The organism is Silvania confinis (assembly GCF_025564085.1).
GTDB classification, from domain to species: Bacteria; Pseudomonadota; Gammaproteobacteria; order Enterobacterales; family Enterobacteriaceae; genus Enterobacter; species Enterobacter confinis.
On sequence record NZ_JAMGZJ010000078.1, the window covers coordinates 1,093,712 to 1,111,309 of the forward strand.

Sequence of the window (17,598 nt, forward strand, 5' to 3'; positions counted from 1 at the left end):
TACTTTGTATCGACATCTGGAGTATTTTTATGCCGCAAGTCACCGTTAAAAAATGGGGAAACAGCCCTTCTGTTCGGCTACCCGTTGCCGTTATGCGTGAGGCCGACCTGAACGTTGACGATGTGGTGAATATCAACGTTGATGATGAAGGACGCATTATTTTGACACCTGTCAGGAAGGACGAACCCTCGCTCGACTCACTGTTATCGGCCATCACGGATGACAATCTGCATCACGAAATCACATTTGGGGAACCGCAAAGTAAGGAGCTGTTGTAATGGACTACATACCGCAGGCTGGCGATATCGTCTGGCTTGAATTTGACCCACAGTCTGGACATGAACAGGCAGGACAACGCCCCGCCCTGGTTATTTCACCCGCCACCTACAACGGACGTACCGGCTTAATGCTCTGCTGTCCGCTGACGTCGCACATTAAGGGCTACCCCTTCGAAGTGGCTATCAGCGGCCCGCGGCGCAACGTCGCCCTTGCCGATCAGATTAAAAGCCTCGACTGGCGGGCACGTCGCGCAGTCAAAAAGGGAACCGCAACCGCCGAGGAACTGGATGCCGTAAGAATGCGGGCAAAGGTACTGATCGGCTAACAGCAAGGGGCGGATGCCCCTCCCCGCGTTATTTCCCCGCCTGCGGATGGGTGTCAAACCCGGCCATCACCGCGGTCAGTTCCGCCAGCGAAAATCCGTGCTTCACATCGTCCACTCCCAGCCCAAAGCGCTCCTGCATTACCTGATACAGCGCCGCCGCATCCGGCAGGTTCAGTTGTTCGACGGCGTGCCCGTCGTGCCAGTGGGTAAAGTGCAGGTTGGTGAGCGTCAGTTTGCCGCCGTCCGGCAGATGACGGCACATCAGCAGATGATGGCGAAAATGCGACTGCGGCCAGTGTGCCGACCAGAAATTGCCCATCACGTAGTCGGCCTGATATTGGGTGATCAGATCAAAGTGATACATCGACTGCCAGTGCTGGTGATGCCGGAACTGCAGCACCCAGTCATCACCGTCGTTGATCAGCCGATACTCCCCGTGCGGCGTAGTTTGTTCAAGGTCGGCCTGCAGACGGATCGGCGCAGTCAGGGTCTGTCCACCAAAGCCGACGTCGGCAATCCAGCGTTCACCGTTGAGTTCAACCAGCAGCAGACGATGGGTGCGCGGCGGCATCTGCGGGGGATTCGCCAGCACCACGCGGCCCAGCAGGCTGCGCACGCTGAACCCCACTTCACGCAGCACGCGTTCAAATAGACCGTTCTGCTCGAAGCAGTAGCCGCCGCGCCGGGCGGTGACCAGCTTGTCGACCAGGGATTGATCGTCAAGCTGGATCTCGCGCGGCAGCACCACGTCGATATTTTCAAACGGGATGGCGCTGTTATGCTGCAAATGCAGCGCCCGCAGGGTGTCGATATCCACAGCTGTGGTCTGCTGCCAGCCGATGCGGGCAAAGTACGCGGTCAAAAAAGAGGTCATGGTAGGCTTCCTTTAACAGTTCTTCCTTGTTTATAAACTATTTTTCCCGACCCACTGTGACAAAAGTGCTTTTTACCCCCGCGTGGAACGCTGCATGATCCCTAACGCCGTCAGCATCAGTACCAGCCCGGTCAACAGCGTCAGCGTGGCCATCGCCATTCCCTGCCCGACGGAACCCTGCTCAAACTGGCGCCAGATAAACACCGACACGGTTTGTGTACCCGCCGGGGCCAGCAGCAGCGAGGTCACCAGCTCCCGCGAGGCGATTGCAAACACCATCAGCATCGCCGCCAGCATCGCCGGGGATACCAGCGGCAGGACGATAAAGCGCAGCGCCTGGAACGCGGACGCCCCGTGCACCCGCGCGGCAGGTTCCAGATTGCCGCCAAGCTGGCGCAACGCGCTGCCAACGTAGCGCACCGGCCACGGCAGCAGCAAACAGCAGTACGACAGCAGCAAAATGGCCCAGCTGTTATACGGCGAGACCGGCCAGAACGGGCGGTTCCACAGCAAAATTAACCCCACCCCAACCACTACGCCGGGCAAGGCGGCCGGCATCAGCGACAGCGCATCCAGCAGGCCGCGCCCTTTTATCTTCTGCACCACCACCAGCCATGCGGCCAGCAGACCAAGCACCCCGGTGATACAGGCCGCCCCCAGCGCCAGCGACAGGCTGGTGCCGAGCGCCGACAGAGCATCTCCCTGCTGGCTGAACAGCGCCGCATAGTGGGCGGCGGTCACATTGCTGAGCGTCACCCCACCGGACAAGGTACCCAGCACGCCCGACAGTGCCATCGACGCCCCCGGCAGCACCACTGCGATCCCGCCGACCATCGCCATCATCAGCACCATCGGCCAGGCGAACACCCCGGCATTGGCACCGATATTCTCCGTCGGTTTACCGGTAATGCTGGTCACGTCCTGATTGCCGGTAAGTTTTTTCTGCAGCCACCAGGCGCTCAGGGCTATGGCCACCAGCACCACCGACAGCATTGAGGCTCCCGACAGGTCAATCGGCCAGTCGGCCAGTTTCTTTTCGATATCGGTGGTCAGCATCAGCACCCCCGCCCGACTGCCGAGCGCGGCAGGCACGCCATACTCCTCAATCGCCAGGGTGAACGAGAGCAACATCCCCGCCGCCAGCGATGGCGAGAGCATCGGCAGCGTGATATGCCAGAACGCCCGCCCCGCGCTGGCACCGTGCACCTGGGCGACCAACGTCAGACGTTGTCCGCTGGCCAGCAGGCTGCGCGACACCGCAAAGTAGACCACCGGGAAAATGTTCAGCGCCATCACCAGCACAATCCCGGTCTGGCTGAACAGCGGATCGTTGAGGTTAGCCCCCGTCAGCTGCTGCAGATAACCGTTGGTTTGCAGCACCAGCATCCACGACAGCGCGGCAATGTACGGCGGGGTGAGAAACGGGATCAGAAACAGCAGATCCCACAGGCGCGGCACCGGCAGGTTAAACAGCCCCCGCGCCACGCCAAGGGGAAAGCCAATCAGGGCGCTGACCAGCGCCACGCCAAGACCGACCTGCAGCGTACCACCGAGCATGGTCGGCAGCTGTGGCTCGGCCAACAGCGTACTGATACCGCTGAATGCACCGGAAAGTTGCCCGGCGCTGAACAGCGGAAACACCGCCTGCAGCACGATAAAAACGAGGGGGAACGCCACCAGAATCACCAGTAGCGCCAGCGTCATCACAGACAAAAATCTCTGATTCACAAGCTTTCCTGAAGACGGGGTTGCCCCCGCCGTGATTATAAGGTGAAGAGTGCGTTAAAACGCTTGAGGATGTCGCTGCGCTCGCTGGTTCCGTCGCTTTTGGTCGGCAGGATTTTCAGGTCGTTAAGCAATGGGCGTTTGGCCTGCACGTCTTCGCGCGCCGGCATCAGCCAGGCATCGGCCACCATCGCCTGGCCTTCTGCTGACAAGACGTAGTCGACAAAGGCTTTCGCGTCGTCGGCGTGCTGGGTCGTTTTGAGGATCATCATCGGACGCGGGGCAATGACCGTGCCGCTGGCCGGGAAGATCACTTTCAGCGATTCGCCCTGGCTGATGTTGCCATAAGAGACATAGTCCACCGCGCCGAATACCGCCGCTTTAGCCCCCTGCATCACCGGCGTTACCGCCTGCGCATTCGGGCCGCTGACGACCATGCCGTTGTTTTTCAGCTCATCAAACAGCTTCCAGGCGTTGTCGCCCATCCCGTTTTGCAGTCCGATCAGCAGATCCAGCGACGCGCCGGACAGCGCCGGGTCTGGGGTGGTGACTTTGCCTTTAAAGGCGTCGGTGGTCAGATCCTGCCACTCTTTGGGCTCCGGGGTGCCGCTTTTGGTGTTCCAGACGATCCCCAGCGCCGAAATGCCCTGTGCCACATAGTCGGCTGATTTCAGGTCTGCAGGCACTTTCGCCGCATTGGCGCTTTGGTACGGCAGCAGCCAGCCGCGATTGTGCAGATCTTCCGCCGTATCCCAGGAGGCGGAGATCAGAATATCGGCCTGCGGATTGGCCTGTTCGGCTTCGAGGCGCGCCATCACTTTGCCGGTGGTCGCCTGGAAGATATCGACTTTAACGCCGGTTTTCTTTTCAAAGCCGCTAGCCAGATTTTTTGCCAGCGATCCCGGCCCGGCGGTGTAGACGGTCAGCGCGTGGGCGCTGGACATCATGACGGACGATAATGCCATGGCTAACAGCACTCCCTTTTTCACAGACATAGTGGTTTTCATGCGTACTCCCCTGAGGTTGAAATCAAACGATCGGCAGCGATGCTGCCAGCAGACAAATGCACGATCCGGTCGGCGAGGATTTCTGCTTCCCGGCGGTCGTGGGTGACATAAACGGCGGTGGTCCCGAGCTGGCGCAGCAGTGTGGCCATCTCCTGACACAGCGACTCGCGCAGTTCGCTATCGAGATTGGAGAGCGGCTCGTCAAACAGCAGCACCCGCGGTTCAGCCACAATGGCGCGGGCCAGGGCCACACGCTGCTGCTGTCCGCCGGATAAGCCTGCCGGTTTACGCCCGGCGAATTCGCTTAAGCCGACGCGCGACAGGGCCTGCGCTACGCGGTTTTCCCGTTCTGAACGCGCCACGTTGCGCATCTTCAGCGGAAACATCACATTTTGCGCCACCGTCATATGCGGCCAGAGGGCGTAATCCTGGAACACCATGCCGATATCCCGGGCCTGGGGCGGCAGCGACCAACCGCTTTTCGCTACCAGCCGATCGGCAAAGTGAATTTCGCCATTCGCCGGCTCAGTTAACCCGGCCAGCAGACGCAGGAGAGTGCTTTTTCCACAGCCCGACGGCCCCAGAAGCGCAACCACGCTCCCCGGCTCGATATGCAGATCGATTTGATTTAAAACAGTGTTCGCGCCAAAAGCGTACGACACGCCATTGAGCGTTATGGAGGTGAGCATTTTGTTATCCTCTTTGGGATTTGATGCTCGCCACTGTAGGCAGCTTATGTGACGAATACATGACGCGTTTGTTGCAACTTGATTTTCGATGCCTTTCAGCCGTTTAATGCTCAGACGCCTATTGTGAGGAACCCCCATGAGCCACTTTCGCCCCGTCGAGTTAATGCATGCCAGCCGCCTGTTGAATCACGGCCCGACCATCCTGATCACCAGCCGGGACGACACCCTCGGCCGCCGCAACGTGATGGCTGCCGCCTGGTCGATGCCGGTGGAGTTTGAACCGCCGCGCATCGCCATCGTGGTGGACAAAAGCGCCTGGTCGCGGGAGTTGATTGAACGCAGCGGCATGTTTGGCATCGTGGTTCCCGGCGTCGCGGCCACCAACTGGACCTACGCGGTGGGCAGCGTCAGCGGGCGCGATGAGGACAAATTCAACTGCTACGGGATCCCGACGATAGCGGGCCCGGTGCTGGGCTTACCAGTGATCGAAGAGAAGTGTCTGGCGTGGATGGAGTGCCGCCTGCTGCCCGCCACCTCAGCGGCGGAAAAATATGACACCCTGTTTGGCGAAGTGGTTTCTGCGGCCGCAGATGAGCGCGCGTTCGTCGCCGGACGCTGGCAGTTCGACGATGATAAGCGCAATACCCTGCATCATCTCGGTGCCGGAACCTTTGTCACCAGCGGCAAACAGGTGAAGGCCCCGAATCAGTCCAGCTAGTATGTCCGGTAAGGTATGTGCAGGCGATCCAGCAGGTTGGTGAAATCCTGTACCGCGATGAACACCACCGCACCTTTACCGAGAATAACGTTGGTGATCACCCCTACCGTCTCCCCGGTTAGGCTGTCGATCACCGGCCCACCGGACATACCCGAGACGGCCCCCGCGCCGGTAATGACCCCGTAATAGCAACCGTCGCGCTTTAAGAAGCCGTCGATGGTGCCATTACTGGATTTAGGCAAGCTGTTGATGGCGCTGTAGCCGAACAGCATGACGCTGCGCCCTCTCCGGGCGAAAGCCAGCTTGTGCAACGGCTTGCCGACGTTATTGCGGGCAATCACCGCCACGTCGCAAAGAGGATGTTGTGCGCGAATAGACTTCAGCAGCGGGACGGCGACGTGCGCCGCCGTAAGCGAGAGTGTGTCCGTTACCGGAAAGGCGCTGCCCTGGATCCCACCGACAAACCAGTTCAACGGGGCAGGCAGGCCGATATACACCATATCAACCTGTCTAGTGGCGGCAAAGTCGGTGCTGCTGGTGCCTGACATGACCACACACCCCAGTAGTAGAACCGGGGCCGTGAGTGCGAAGAGAGCAAAGATGAGACACTTCATGGTTTCACCTTCCAGGCCAGTCGCGGCGCGCATGCCACACGAAAAAGGGCGACAGCATGCTGCTCTCGCCCTTTTGTACTTTAGCCTTTCGGGTTTACTTTGACGTTAGTTCCAATGGCTTACTTTTTCTCGCGTCCGGCGATAATCTCATCCGCCACATTGCGCGGTGCTTCCGCATAATGGTGGAACTCCATGCTGTAGGTGGCGCGCCCCTGCGACATCGATCGCAGCGTGGTGGCGTAGCCAAACATCTCTGCCAGCGGGACATCAGCGCGGATAATCTGGCTGCCGTAACGCTCATCCATGCCCTGCACCAGCCCACGGCGGGAAGAGAGATCGCCCATGATGTTCCCGGCGTACTCTTCCGGCGTTTCGACTTCGACGTGCATCATCGGCTCGAGGATCACCGGGTTCGCTTTACGCGCCCCGTCTTTAAAGCCGAAGATCGCCGCCATGCGGAAGGCCAGCTCCGACGAATCGACGTCGTGATACGACCCAAACGTCAGGGTCGCTTTGACATCCACCACCGGATAGCCTGCCAGCACGCCGCTGTTGATGGCTTCCCGCAGCCCTTTTTCCACCGACGGGATGTACTCGCGCGGCACCACGCCGCCTTTGGTGGCATCGACAAACGCAAATCCGCTGCCCGGCTCCTGCGGTTCGAGACTCAGGACCACGTGTCCGTACTGCCCTTTCCCGCCGGACTGGCGCACAAATTTGCCTTCGATATCGTGCACCGCTTTGCGGATAGTTTCGCGATACGTCACCTGCGGGCGGCCAATATTCGCCTCGACGCCAAACTCGCGCTTCATGCGGTCGACAATGATCTCGAGATGTAGCTCGCCCATCCCAGAGATAATCGTCTGGCCGGACTCCTCATCGGTATGCAGATGGAACGAGGGATCTTCTGCTGCCAGACGGTGCAGCGCGATGCCCATTTTCTCCTGATCGGCCTTGGTTTTCGGCTCAATCGCCAGCGAAATCACCGGATCCGGAAACTCCATCCGCTCGAGGGTGATTACCGCATTCGGGTCGCTCAGGGTGTCGCCGGTGGTGACATCCTTCAGCCCAACGCAGGCGGCAATATCCCCGGCCCGCAGCTCGTCCACGTCATGCCGGTCGTTAGCGTGCATCAGCACAATACGGCCGATGCGCTCTTTCTTGCCTTTCACCGGGTTGTACACCGCATCGCCTTTTTTCAGCACCCCGGAGTAGACGCGGATAAAGGTCAGTTGGCCGACGTAAGGGTCGCTCATCAGCTTAAACGCCAGCGCCGAGAACGGCTCGTCATCGCTGGGGTGACGCTCGGCGTGTTCGCCCTTTTCATCCACGCCGTCAATAGCGGGCACGTCAAGGGGCGACGGCATCAGTTCGATTACCGCGTCGAGCATGCGCTGCACGCCTTTGTTTTTAAATGCGCTGCCGCACAGCATCGGCTGGATTTCGCCCGCCACGGTGCGTTTGCGTAACCCGCTGACGATCTCGACTTCATCCAGATCGCCCGTTTCCAGATATTTGTCCATCAGCGCGTCGGTGGCTTCAGCCGCAGCCGAGACCATTTTTTCTCGCCACTGCTGCGCGGTCGCACGCAATTCATCCGGGATCGGCGCATAGCTGAAGGTCATTCCCTGGGTGGCGTCATCCCAGATAATGGCGCGCATTTTAATGAGATCGACCACGCCGGTGAAGTGCTCTTCTGCCCCGATGGGGATCACAATGGGTACCGGATGGGCTTTCAGACGGTCGATCATCATCTGCACCACGCGAAAGAAATCGGCGCCCTGGCGATCCATCTTGTTGACAAAGGCAATGCGCGGGACGCGGTATTTATTGGCCTGTCGCCAGACGGTTTCGGACTGAGGCTGCACGCCGCCCACCGAGTCATAGACCATCACCGCACCGTCGAGAACGCGCATGGAGCGTTCCACTTCGATGGTGAAATCCACGTGCCCGGGGGTGTCAATAATGTTGATCCGGTGCGGCTCATAGCTGCGGTCCATACCGGGCCAGAAGCAACTCACCGCTGCAGAGGTAATGGTGATCCCACGCTCCTGCTCCTGCGCCATCCAGTCAGTGGTTGCCGCGCCATCGTGGACTTCACCCAGCTTGTGGCTCATCCCGGTGTAAAACAGGATGCGCTCCGTGGTGGTCGTTTTACCGGCATCGATATGCGCGGAGATACCGATGTTGCGATAACGTTCGAGGGGGATGGGTCGGGGCATGATGCGTCCTTAGTCAGTTGACATATAATTCGCGGCCAGGATAGCCGCGTGTTGATATGTAGATTATAATAGTCCTATTGTACGAGTATATTCGAACTATTTTTTTAAGGCCTGAACTATCAATGACATTGATAAGGCTTATCACTGCACCAGGAAGAGTATGATTGCCAACCACCCCGAAACTGAACAAATCACGCTGGAGAACGTTTTACTGGCTCTCGGTAACCCGCTGCGGCTGGCGATCATCGGCCAGCTGGCCGACGGCAGCGAGTTAAGCTGCAACGCGCTGCGCCCGCAGGAGGTCGCAAAATCGACCATGACCCACCACTGGCGCGTGCTGCGCGACAGCGGCGTTATCTGGCAGCGCCCACAGGGGCGGGAAAATATCATTTCGTTACGGCGGGAAGATCTGGATGCCCGCTTCCCTGGGCTGCTGGAGACATTGCTGCGGGTGATGTGTCAGGAGGCGTAGTGCCCCGCCGGGTGGCGGCTGCGCCAGTCTCACCACTGCATTTACACTTCTCTAATATATGATTGCTACTCAAAGGTTAAGAATGAAAAAAATAACGCCTGAATATACGTCTGTTGATTTATCTGGTTGGGCAAGGAAGGAGCACTTTGAGGTATTTCAGTCTTTTGCTCAATCTACATTTAACCAGACGGTTCAAATAGACATTACCGCGCTGCTTAAGCATGTAAAAGACGTGGGCTGGAAATTTTACCCTACTATTATTTCCCTGCTCGCCAACGTGATGAACAACCATACGGAGTTCCGTATGGCCATGAAAGATAATGAACTTATCATCTGGGATGAGGTTCACCCAAGCTATACGATATTCCATCATGACACAGAGACTTTTTCATCAGTATGGAGTCATTACGATGGTAATATTCACCACTTCCAGAACACTTATTCAGAAGACGTTGCACGTTACTCTGATAACCATGCTTATTGGCCTAATGAACAGTCGCGGGAAAATGTATTTTTCATCTCGGCTAACCCCTGGGTGAGCTTTACCTGTTTTAATATGAACATTGCGAATATGCAGAACTTTTTCGCCCCGATGTTCACGTTGGGGAAATACTACCCGCAAGATGAAAAAGTATTATTGCCTGTCTCGGTTATGGTCCATCATTCCGTGTGCGATGGTTTCCATGTGGGACGAATGTTCATTGAGTTACAAAAGATGTGTAATGACATTGTGCGCTATTCAGAAGAACACAAAGCCTTGTAAACAAACCGCTGCACAAAATCGGCGATATCGTCTTCGACCATTTGACATTTTTCAGCCGTGGGACGGACGCTGAGCAACTCGGCGTATCCGTTCAGGAGTGCCACCAGCTGGCGGGTGGTGCGCCGGGCATCACTGTCGCGGAACGCGCCGTTGTTTATCCCTTCTTCAATGATGGCGCAGACCACCCCGCTCCACTCCTCGGTAATGCCTTCGACCAGCTCGGCGTAAGCCGCATTATGAATGGCTAACTGCCAGGTTGAGCTGTACAACTGCCAGGCGGCATCAGGCTCCAGCGGCAGGAAGTTTTCGATCAACTGCTCCATTTTTTGCACCGAGGTTAACGCGGCGATCTGCTGACTAAACGTCTGCAGCTCGTCGCGCATATACCTGTCCAGCGCCGCAATACACAGCACCTGCCAGTTGCTGAAATAGTGATAGGTGTGGCTGCGCGAGATCCCTAACGATTCCGTCAGCTCACGGGTGGTGACGTTGGCGATGCCCTTCTCCAGAAACAGGGCGATGGCACCGTCCAGAATCCTGGCTTTTAACGTCTCTTTTGCTTCTTTCATCATCACGCCCACGTTGACTTTGAGCAACCGCTCAAATAGACTCATCTCGAAATTTGAGCAACCGCTCAAGTTCATCTTAACAGAAAATTGTATGCTTACCTTAAAAAATGCGGCCCCTGCCGCAGCCCCAAACAGCGCAGTGAAAACGCTCAAATTACTGGGTCAACGCCATAGCCGTAAACTCATTCTCACCTTTTTATTGGTCGCCGCAGAAAACATCACGCTGCTGCTGTACCCCCTGCTGGCGGGGTTTGCCATCAATGCCATTGTCTCCGGCCAGGCGCTGCACGCCGTGCTGTATGCGGTAATGGTCTTTATGATGTGGGCCATCGGTGCGGCACGACGCAGCATCGATACCCGTACCTTTGCGCGCATTTATGCCGAACTGGCGGTGCCGGTTATTCTTGCCCAGCGTGAAGAGCAGCACAGCGCCTCAACAATTGCCGCACGCGTTGCCCTGTCGCGGGAGTTTGTCGATTTTTTCGAGAAACATTTGCCGGTACTGGTGACGTCAGTGGCATCCATTATCGGTGCCGCAGTGATGCTGCTCCTGCTGCAGTTCTGGACCGGCGTCGCCTGTCTGATGATCCTGGTGTTTTTTGCCCTGTTTTTACCGGGCTTTACCCGCAGAAACGAAGACCTGTTCCTGAGGCTGAACGATCGGCTGGAAAAAGAGGTGGCGTTCGTCAACAGTGCGCCAGAAATGTCGCTGTTCCGGCACTACGACGTGCTGGCCCGGCTGAGGATCAAGCTGTCAGATCGGGAAGCGATCGGTTATTTGTCGATTGGGACAATCACCGCGATTTTATTTGCCAGCACCATCCTGACGATGTCGTTCCAGGGGGGATTAGATGCCGGTCATATCTATTCGGTGATGACCTATATGTGGATGTTTGCCATGAGTCTCGATGACGGGCCGCAGCTGCTGGAGAAATATTCGCAGCTGAAAGACATCGGCAAGCGGGTGAATACCCGTACGATTTAAACTGCCTGTATCCCCTCACCGCAACGATGAGGGGATCGCCGACTTACATCGAGTAGCCCGGCTTTTTAATCAGCTCGTCCAGCTTCGGGCCGATCTCCGTATCCCAGACCTGCGCTTTCCAGTCGGCTTGCTGCACTTGCTGCAGCGCAACGGACACGGAACCGTCTTTACTGTTCAGATGACGAATAATCACCTCGGCGATATCCGCCGCCAGGGCGGTTTTTTGCTCGTCATTCAGCTCGCGGGGAAAACATTTGATATCTACGTGTGGCATGGGCAGGGCTCCTGTGTAATGGGCTTTCCAACCTATCAGATTATTTCGTTGTCTTTTAACACCTTGTGCAGTTTCGGGAGCTGACACACGCTATCGGCAATCGCGTTTATCTTCGGGGTATTGGCCGCAAACCACTGCGCGCGCGGTCCCCAGCTGCGCATCACGCACAGATAGCAGTCGATCAGGGTGAGCTGCTCGCCAAGCGCCCAGGGGCCGGCTTTCAGATGGTTATCCAGCCACAGATACAGCGATTTACGGTAGGCAATGCAGTTTTGCTCGAGCTGCTCGGGGGCATCCGGCGACCAGCGTTCCGGGTAGTCCGCGTATGTGAACGTCGGGTAGACATTCGCCACCAGCCACACCAGCAGGCGCTGGAACTGCTGACGTTCCACGCGCCCGACGGGCGGCGCCAGATCGGGACAGCGATCCAGCACCATCAGCGCGATGGCGGCGGTTTCAGTCATGATCTCGCCATTTTCCAGCTCCAGGGTCGGCACCTGACACAGCGGATTGCGTTTTTCCAGCAGTTCACGCTGCGGGCCGGGTGAATCGAAACCGTCGACATTAATAAACTGGTACGGAATATCGGCCAGGGTCAGCATCAGCTCACTGATTGCAGAGCCCCAGCCCGGAACACCATAGACTTTGATCATGCGGCCTCCACCTGAGGGTAAACCCTCAGTGTAGAGCAACTTCAGTAGGTGATCCCCGGCGGATTGACCGCCGACTGCGCCACCGCTTCGCCCTCCTCGCCCCAACGCGCCAGCACCTGCTGATATTCACCACGTTGGATCGCGCCGTCGAGCGCAGCCTGCAGGGCAAACACCAGCTGGTTGCCCTTTTTGGTGGTCGTCGCGACGTACGCCTTTTTCGGCCCTAAGCCCACAACGCGGGTTTTGCCGGTCAGCGCCGCTTTGTAAGCCGAGACCGACTGCGGCCCGAAGAACACATCTGCCCTGCCGGACTGGATATACAGGTTGCCGGAGGCGTCATCGGTCAGGTAGATCGGCAGCGCCGGTTCGCGTCCGGCGTTTTTATTCTCTTCGTTCCAGCCCAGCAGGATCCGCTCCTGATTAGTCCCCGAGCCGACGATCACCTTTTTACCGGCCAGATCGGCAGCGCTTTTAATCGCCTGCACCTCACTGGTGGATTTCACCGAGAAGGCCAGCGAATCCACGCGGTAGGTCGCAAAATCAAACTTCTGTTTACGCTGCTCGGTCACCGCAATGTTGACCAGCGCCACGTCGTAACGCCCGGAGCTGATGCCCAGCGGCCAGTCTTCCCACGCGGTCGGCACCAGCTTGAGTTTAAGCCCGAGGCTACCCGCCAGCAGCCGCGCGATATCCGGGTCGCTGCCGATACGGGTACGGTTATCGCTGGCCAGCAGCGCCAGCGGCGGTGAGTTCAACGCCGAAATCGCCACCGTCAGGGTGCCAGGCTCGACGAATTTATAGTTGACGGGGATCTTCGCCACCGCCTGCGGATCAACCGTCACCGGCAGCGGCTGCTCGTTGGCGCTTAAATCAATCGCCGCGTGGCTGACAGACGCCGCCGCTAACAGCGCCAGAAATCCATATTTCATCTTCTCTCCTCACAGCACTTTTGACAGGAACTGCCGCGTTCGCGCGTGCGACGGACGGTTCAATACCGCGTCGCTGCTCCCTTGCTCAACAATTTTGCCATCGACCATAAACACCACCTGGTCCGCCACTTCGCGGGCAAAGCCGATCTCGTGGGTCACCACCACCAGCGTGGTGCCGGAGCGGGCCAGCTTTTTGATAACGTCCAACACCTCGCCCACCAGCTCGGGATCCAGCGCCGACGTCGGTTCATCAAACAGCATTACTCGTGGGCGCAGCGCCAGCGCACGGGCGATGGCAATGCGCTGCTGCTGCCCGCCGGAGAGATGCCGTGACCAGGCATCGGCTTTATCGCGCAGGCCAACCACGTCCAGCAGACCGTAAGCCCGCTCCACCGCCGCTTTGCGGCTCAGCTGTTTATGAGCGATCGGCGCTTCAATCAGGTTCTCCAGCACCGTCAGGTGCGGGAACAGGTTGAAGTTCTGGAACACGTAGCCAACGTTGACCCGCTGCCTGAGGATCTCTTTCTCTTTCAGCTCAAACAGCTTGTCGCCCTGGCGACGATAGCCGATGTAATCCCCGTCAATCTGGATAAAGCCTTCATCCACACGCTCGAGGTGGTTGATGGTGCGCAGCAGCGTTGATTTACCCGAGCCGGACGGCCCGAGGATCACGGTGACGGAACCGGGCGGGATCTCCAGCGAAACGTTATCCAGCGCCTTGTGGCGGCCAAAGAATTTGCTGACCCCGGTAATCGAAATATGTCCTTCAGGAGAGGCTTGCATGGACGGGCTCCTGTGCAGTTTGGGTGGTAACGGAACGGGTCCGGCTGGACGCGCGGGACTGATTTACCGCCGAGCGGCGCTCGCTGCGGGCCAGGGCGCGTTCAACCACGTGCTGGATAATCGACAGCACGGTGGTGATCACCAGATACCAGACGGCACCGACCATCAGCAGCGGGATCACCTCCTGGGTGCGGTTGTAGATCATCTGAATGGTGTAGAACAGTTCCGGCATCGCCAGCACGTACACCATCGCCGTGCCCTTGGCGAGGCTGATGATTTCGTTAAAGCCGGCCGGCAAAATGGTGCGCAGCGCCTGGGGCAGAATAATGCGCAGGGTCCGCCGCCAGGCCGGTAAACCGAGTGCCGCTGCCGCTTCGTACTGGCCGTGATCGACCCCGACAAAGCCGCCGCGAATGATTTCTGCGGTGTAAGCGCTCTGCACCAGCGTTAGCCCGACCACGGCGGTCGAGAACTGCCCCAACACGTTGATGGTTTCGAAACTGCCCCACGTAATGCTAGTAAAGGGCACCCCGAGCGACAGGGTGTCGTACAGGTAAGAGAAGTTGTAGAGGATGATCAGCACCACGATCAGCGGCAGCGAGCGAAACAGCCAGATGTAGCCCCAGGCCAGGCTGCTTAAGAGCCACGAGGACGACAGCCGCGCCAGTGCCAGTAGCCCGCCGATCACCACGCTCAGCGCGGTGCCAATCAGGGTCAGCAACAGCGTCTGGCCTACGCCTTCGAGGATCACCGGGTCGAAGAACCAGCGCGCAAACACTGCCCACTCCCAGCGCGGGTTAAAGGCCACCGACTGCACGACAATCGCCAGTACAAACAGCGCGACAACGGCGCCAACGGTGCGCAGTGGGTAGCGCGCCGGGACCACTTTGATGGTTTCAACGTTGTTCATCGTCGTTCCTCATGCAGATTTACTGAACGCTTCGCGTACCAGCGTTTTGGTGAAGCGCAGCCGCCCGTCAAACGGCGGCTGGCTGTACTCTTCCGGGTCGCGGGCCAGGTCAAACTGCGCCGCGTAGCCCTGGCTCAGGTACAGCCGCACCGCTTCCGGCTGACGAAAACCGGTGGTGAGGTACATCTGGCTGTAACCCGCCTGTACCGCGCGGCGCTCCAGCTCGTGCACCACTTTGGCGGCAAGCCCCTGCTGGCGCAGGGTTTTGTCGGTCCAGATGCGTTTGATCTCGGCGGTCTGCTCATCAAAGGGCTTGTATGCCCCGGTGGCGATGATGTTTCCATCGCGCTCCAGCACGATAAACAGCCCCTGCGGCGGCAGATACCATTCGGTCAGTTCGACTTCGGCGTCTTTAGCAAAATAGTCCCCGTAGCGGGCCGCGTATTCACCGAACAGCCCGTCTATCACGGGCTGAAGATCGGCGTCCTCTGGCGATACGTCGCGAAAAAGGTCGCTCATAAACACTCCTTAATCGCCCAGACCGGCCGGGTTGACTTCAGAGCCCGGAATGCGCTCCACCCCTTCTCCCCAGCGGTTCAGCACTTTGTCGTAGTCGCCGTTTTTGATCACCCCGTTGAGCGCGGTCTGCACCGGTTCAGCCAGTCCGCTGCCTTTTTTGAGGGTCACCGCGATGTGGGCGGCTTTCGGCCAGCCGCCGTCCACGCTGCCCACCAGCTTGGTTTTGCCGTTCAGCGCCGCTTTCCATGCACCAATCACGTTCGGGCCAAAGAAGGCATCCGCACGACCGGACTGCAGGGCCAGGGTCTGAGCGGCATCATCCTTGGTATAGATCGGGGTGAACGGCTTGAGGCCTTTCTTCTGGTTTTCGGCATCCCACGCCAGCAGGATCGCCTCCTGGTTGGTGCCGGAACCCACGATGATCCGCAGCCCGGCGATGTCTTCCGCCTTCTCGAGGTTTTTGATGGTGCTGGTCGATTTGACGTAGAAACCGAGGGAATCTTTGCGGTAGGTGGCAAAGTCGAACTTCTCTTTGCGATCTTTGGTGACGGTGATGTTGCTGATCGCCGCATCGTATTTCCCGGAGGTGACGCCCAGCGGCCAGTCTTCCCACGAGGTTGGGACGATGTTCAGCTCCAGCCCGAGGCTGTCGGCAACCAGACGGGCGATATCCGCCTCGCTGCCGATCAGGGTTTTGTTGTCGTCAGCAAACACGGTTAATGGCGGCTGGCTCAGCCCGGCAATTGCCACCGTGAATTTCCCGGGTACCGCGGGTTTAAAGCTGGCCGGGATCAGGGCGATGGCTTCCGGGTTCTTTGCCGTATTGATCGGCGTTTTATTGGCCTCGAGGCTGACGCCGGTGCCGTTAATGTTGACGTTCTCTGCCCAGACGGCAGGGGTAAAGGCCAGCGCAAGCGCCAGAACAAGCGATGATTTATGCATAGCAGGTGTCTCTTATAGTGTGATTATTGTTGTGTGAACTGATTTGCAGGCTGGTCTAATCCCAGGCTCTCACGCAGGGTGGTGCCGGGGTATTCGGTGCGGAACAGGCCGCGCGCCTGCAGCAGCGGCACCACCTGATCGACAAAGCGCGGGAAGGTGTCCGGCGTGCCGCCCTGGATGATAAAACCGTCCGCGGCGTAACCGTCGAACCACTGCTGCAATCCGTCGGCGACCTCTTCCGGCGTACCGGCAAAGCGCGGTCGCGGCGAGGCGGCTTCCAGCGCCACCTGGCGCAGAGTCAGATTGCGCGCGCGGGCGTTACGCTTGATCTCATCGGTGGTGCTGCGAAAGCTGTTTTGCCCTAAATCACCGATGTCCGGGAAGGGTTCATCGAGCGGATACTGACTAAAATCGTGGTGCTCAAAGTAGCGGCCGAGATAGTTCAGGGCATCGGTTATCGACACCAGCGCGGCGGTGGTTTGATACTGCTGCTCCACGTCGGCGGCGTCGTTGCCAACAATCACGCTCACCCCCTGGAAGATATGCAGTTCGTCAGCCCGGCGGCCGTGCTGTTTCAGCTGACTTTTCACGTCGTGCCAGAACGCCTGCGCCTCTTCATAGGTGTCGTGATGGGTAAAGATGGCGTCCGCGTGTTTAGCGGCCAGCTTTTTGCCGTCGTCCGAGGCCCCGGCCTGGAAGACAATCGGCCTGCCCTGCGGCGTGCGGCCAATGTTCAGCGGTCCGGCGACCTTAAAGAAATCGCCGTGGTGATCGAGGGTGTGCAGCTTTTGCGGATCAAAGAACTGCCCGCTCTCCTTATTGCGCACAAAGGCATCGCCCTCCCAGGAATCCCACAGCCCTTTCACTACGTCGAGATACTCATCGGCAATGCGGTAGCGCAGAGCGTGCTCCGGGTGCTGGTCGCGGGAAAAGTTCTTCGCCGATCCTTCCAGCGGCGAGGTCACCACGTTCCAGCCTGCCCGGCCGTTGCTCAGATGGTCGAGGCTGGCAAACTGGCGCGCCACGGTGAACGGTTCGCTGTAGGAGGTCGACAAAGTGCCGACCAGCCCGAGGCGCGAAGTGATTGTCGCCAGCGCCGACAGAACGGTCAGCGGTTCAAAGCGGTTGAGAAAATGCGGGATCGATTTCTCGTTGATGTACAAGCCATCGGCGACAAACAGGAAGTCGAGCTTGCCGGCCTCTGCCTTCAGAGCCGTCTCTTTGACAAACTCAAAATTGATGCTGGCATCGGCGGTAGCCGCCGGGTGGCGCCAGGCCGACATATTCCCTGATGCGCCATGTAAAATGGTGCCCAGTCGCAGCTGTCGTGTTGCGGACATATTCAC

19 protein-coding genes and 1 pseudogene are annotated in these 17,598 nt (G+C 58.5%); 6 read left to right on the forward strand and 14 right to left on the reverse strand.

Annotated features, from left to right (window positions below):
• The first annotated feature begins 29 nt into the window (after positions 1–29).
• Complete coding sequence (locus tag M8013_RS23195) at positions 30–278, forward strand: AbrB/MazE/SpoVT family DNA-binding domain-containing protein (protein WP_271270092.1); 249 nt, start codon at positions 30–32, stop codon at positions 276–278.
• Positions 278–604 carry an endoribonuclease MazF gene (gene mazF, locus M8013_RS23200; RefSeq protein WP_271270093.1) on the forward strand — a complete coding sequence of 109 codons (327 nt, stop codon included), beginning with the start codon at positions 278–280 and terminating at the stop codon, positions 602–604. The genes M8013_RS23195 and mazF overlap by 1 nt, the downstream gene beginning before the upstream one ends.
• A 28-nt stretch (positions 605–632) precedes the next feature.
• Here mazF and nhoA read toward each other — a convergent pair whose 3' ends face one another.
• From nhoA to M8013_RS23220, 4 genes are all read right to left on the reverse strand, one after another.
• Positions 633–1,478 (reverse strand): N-hydroxyarylamine O-acetyltransferase, encoded by an 846-nt coding sequence (gene nhoA, locus M8013_RS23205; protein ID WP_271270094.1) that lies wholly within the window; start codon positions 1,476–1,478, stop codon positions 633–635.
• Between the two features lie 72 nt (positions 1,479–1,550).
• Positions 1,551–3,206, reverse strand: coding sequence for an ABC transporter permease (locus M8013_RS23210; protein WP_271270095.1), 1,656 nt, complete (start codon positions 3,204–3,206; stop codon positions 1,551–1,553).
• A 35-nt stretch (positions 3,207–3,241) separates the two neighbouring features.
• Positions 3,242–4,210 (reverse strand): ABC transporter substrate-binding protein, encoded by a 969-nt coding sequence (locus tag M8013_RS23215; protein ID WP_271270096.1) that lies wholly within the window; start codon positions 4,208–4,210, stop codon positions 3,242–3,244.
• Positions 4,207–4,899 carry an ABC transporter ATP-binding protein gene (locus M8013_RS23220; RefSeq protein WP_271270097.1) on the reverse strand — a complete coding sequence of 231 codons (693 nt, stop codon included), beginning with the start codon at positions 4,897–4,899 and terminating at the stop codon, positions 4,207–4,209. Before M8013_RS23220 ends, M8013_RS23215 begins: the two co-directional genes overlap by 4 nt.
• Positions 4,900–5,035: 136 nt before the next feature.
• Here M8013_RS23220 and M8013_RS23225 point away from each other — a divergent pair, with 136 nt between their 5' ends.
• Positions 5,036–5,617 (forward strand): flavin reductase family protein, encoded by a 582-nt coding sequence (locus tag M8013_RS23225; protein WP_271270098.1) that lies wholly within the window; start codon positions 5,036–5,038, stop codon positions 5,615–5,617.
• Here the strand turns inward: M8013_RS23225 and M8013_RS23230 are convergent.
• Together M8013_RS23230 and fusA are read right to left on the reverse strand one after the other, a co-directional pair.
• On the reverse strand, positions 5,614–6,231 hold the full coding sequence (locus M8013_RS23230) for a serine protease family protein (protein ID WP_271270099.1): 618 nt from the start codon (positions 6,229–6,231) through the stop codon (positions 5,614–5,616). The genes M8013_RS23225 and M8013_RS23230 overlap by 4 nt on opposite strands.
• 119 nt (positions 6,232–6,350) lie before the next feature.
• Positions 6,351–8,453, reverse strand: a complete 2,103-nt coding sequence (fusA, locus tag M8013_RS23235) for an elongation factor G (RefSeq protein ID WP_271270100.1) — start codon at positions 8,451–8,453, stop codon at positions 6,351–6,353.
• 160 nt (positions 8,454–8,613) lie between these two features.
• On the opposite strand from fusA, the gene M8013_RS23240 reads away from it, so the two are divergent.
• Positions 8,614–8,925, forward strand: coding sequence for an ArsR/SmtB family transcription factor (locus tag M8013_RS23240; RefSeq protein ID WP_271270101.1), 312 nt, complete (start codon positions 8,614–8,616; stop codon positions 8,923–8,925).
• Between the two features lie 82 nt (positions 8,926–9,007).
• A complete protein-coding gene (catA, locus tag M8013_RS23245) occupies positions 9,008–9,688 on the forward strand; it encodes a type A chloramphenicol O-acetyltransferase (RefSeq protein ID WP_271270102.1) in 681 nt (226 codons plus the stop codon).
• Here catA and M8013_RS23250 read toward each other — a convergent pair.
• Complete coding sequence (locus M8013_RS23250) at positions 9,661–10,302, reverse strand: TetR/AcrR family transcriptional regulator (RefSeq protein ID WP_336264453.1); 642 nt, start codon at positions 10,300–10,302, stop codon at positions 9,661–9,663. The genes catA and M8013_RS23250 overlap by 28 nt on opposite strands.
• Positions 10,303–10,348: 46 nt before the next feature.
• Here M8013_RS23250 and M8013_RS23255 point away from each other — a divergent pair, with 46 nt between their 5' ends.
• Entirely contained in the window at positions 10,349–11,242 is an 894-nt protein-coding gene (locus M8013_RS23255; RefSeq protein WP_271270103.1) for an ABC transporter six-transmembrane domain-containing protein, read from the forward strand.
• Positions 11,243–11,285: 43 nt separating this feature from the next.
• On the opposite strand, the gene pptA is transcribed toward M8013_RS23255, so the two are convergent.
• The 7 genes and pseudogenes from pptA to M8013_RS23290 all read right to left on the reverse strand — a co-directional run bounded on the left by pptA (position 11,286) and on the right by M8013_RS23290 (position 17,592).
• Positions 11,286–11,516, reverse strand: a complete 231-nt coding sequence (gene pptA, locus M8013_RS23260; protein WP_271270104.1) for a tautomerase PptA — start codon at positions 11,514–11,516, stop codon at positions 11,286–11,288.
• A 35-nt stretch (positions 11,517–11,551) separates the two neighbouring features.
• A complete protein-coding gene (locus M8013_RS23265) occupies positions 11,552–12,169 on the reverse strand; it encodes a glutathione S-transferase family protein (protein ID WP_271270105.1) in 618 nt (205 codons plus the stop codon).
• Positions 12,170–12,210: 41 nt separating this feature from the next.
• Positions 12,211–13,098: a transporter substrate-binding domain-containing protein gene (locus M8013_RS23270; RefSeq protein ID WP_271270106.1), complete on the reverse strand. Its 888-nt coding sequence runs from the start codon at positions 13,096–13,098 to the stop codon at positions 12,211–12,213.
• A 9-nt stretch (positions 13,099–13,107) separates the two neighbouring features.
• Positions 13,108–13,881, reverse strand: coding sequence for an amino acid ABC transporter ATP-binding protein (locus tag M8013_RS23275; protein WP_271270107.1), 774 nt, complete (start codon positions 13,879–13,881; stop codon positions 13,108–13,110).
• Positions 13,865–14,791 (reverse strand): amino acid ABC transporter permease, encoded by a 927-nt coding sequence (locus tag M8013_RS23280; RefSeq protein WP_271270108.1) that lies wholly within the window; start codon positions 14,789–14,791, stop codon positions 13,865–13,867. The genes M8013_RS23275 and M8013_RS23280 overlap by 17 nt, the downstream gene beginning before the upstream one ends.
• A gap of 9 nt (positions 14,792–14,800) precedes the next feature.
• Positions 14,801–15,310, reverse strand: a complete 510-nt coding sequence (locus tag M8013_RS23285) for a GNAT family N-acetyltransferase (RefSeq protein ID WP_271270109.1) — start codon at positions 15,308–15,310, stop codon at positions 14,801–14,803.
• 9 nt (positions 15,311–15,319) lie between these two features.
• Positions 15,320–17,592, reverse strand: a pseudogene (locus tag M8013_RS23290) (NtaA/DmoA family FMN-dependent monooxygenase).
• Positions 17,593–17,598 lie beyond the last annotated feature (6 nt).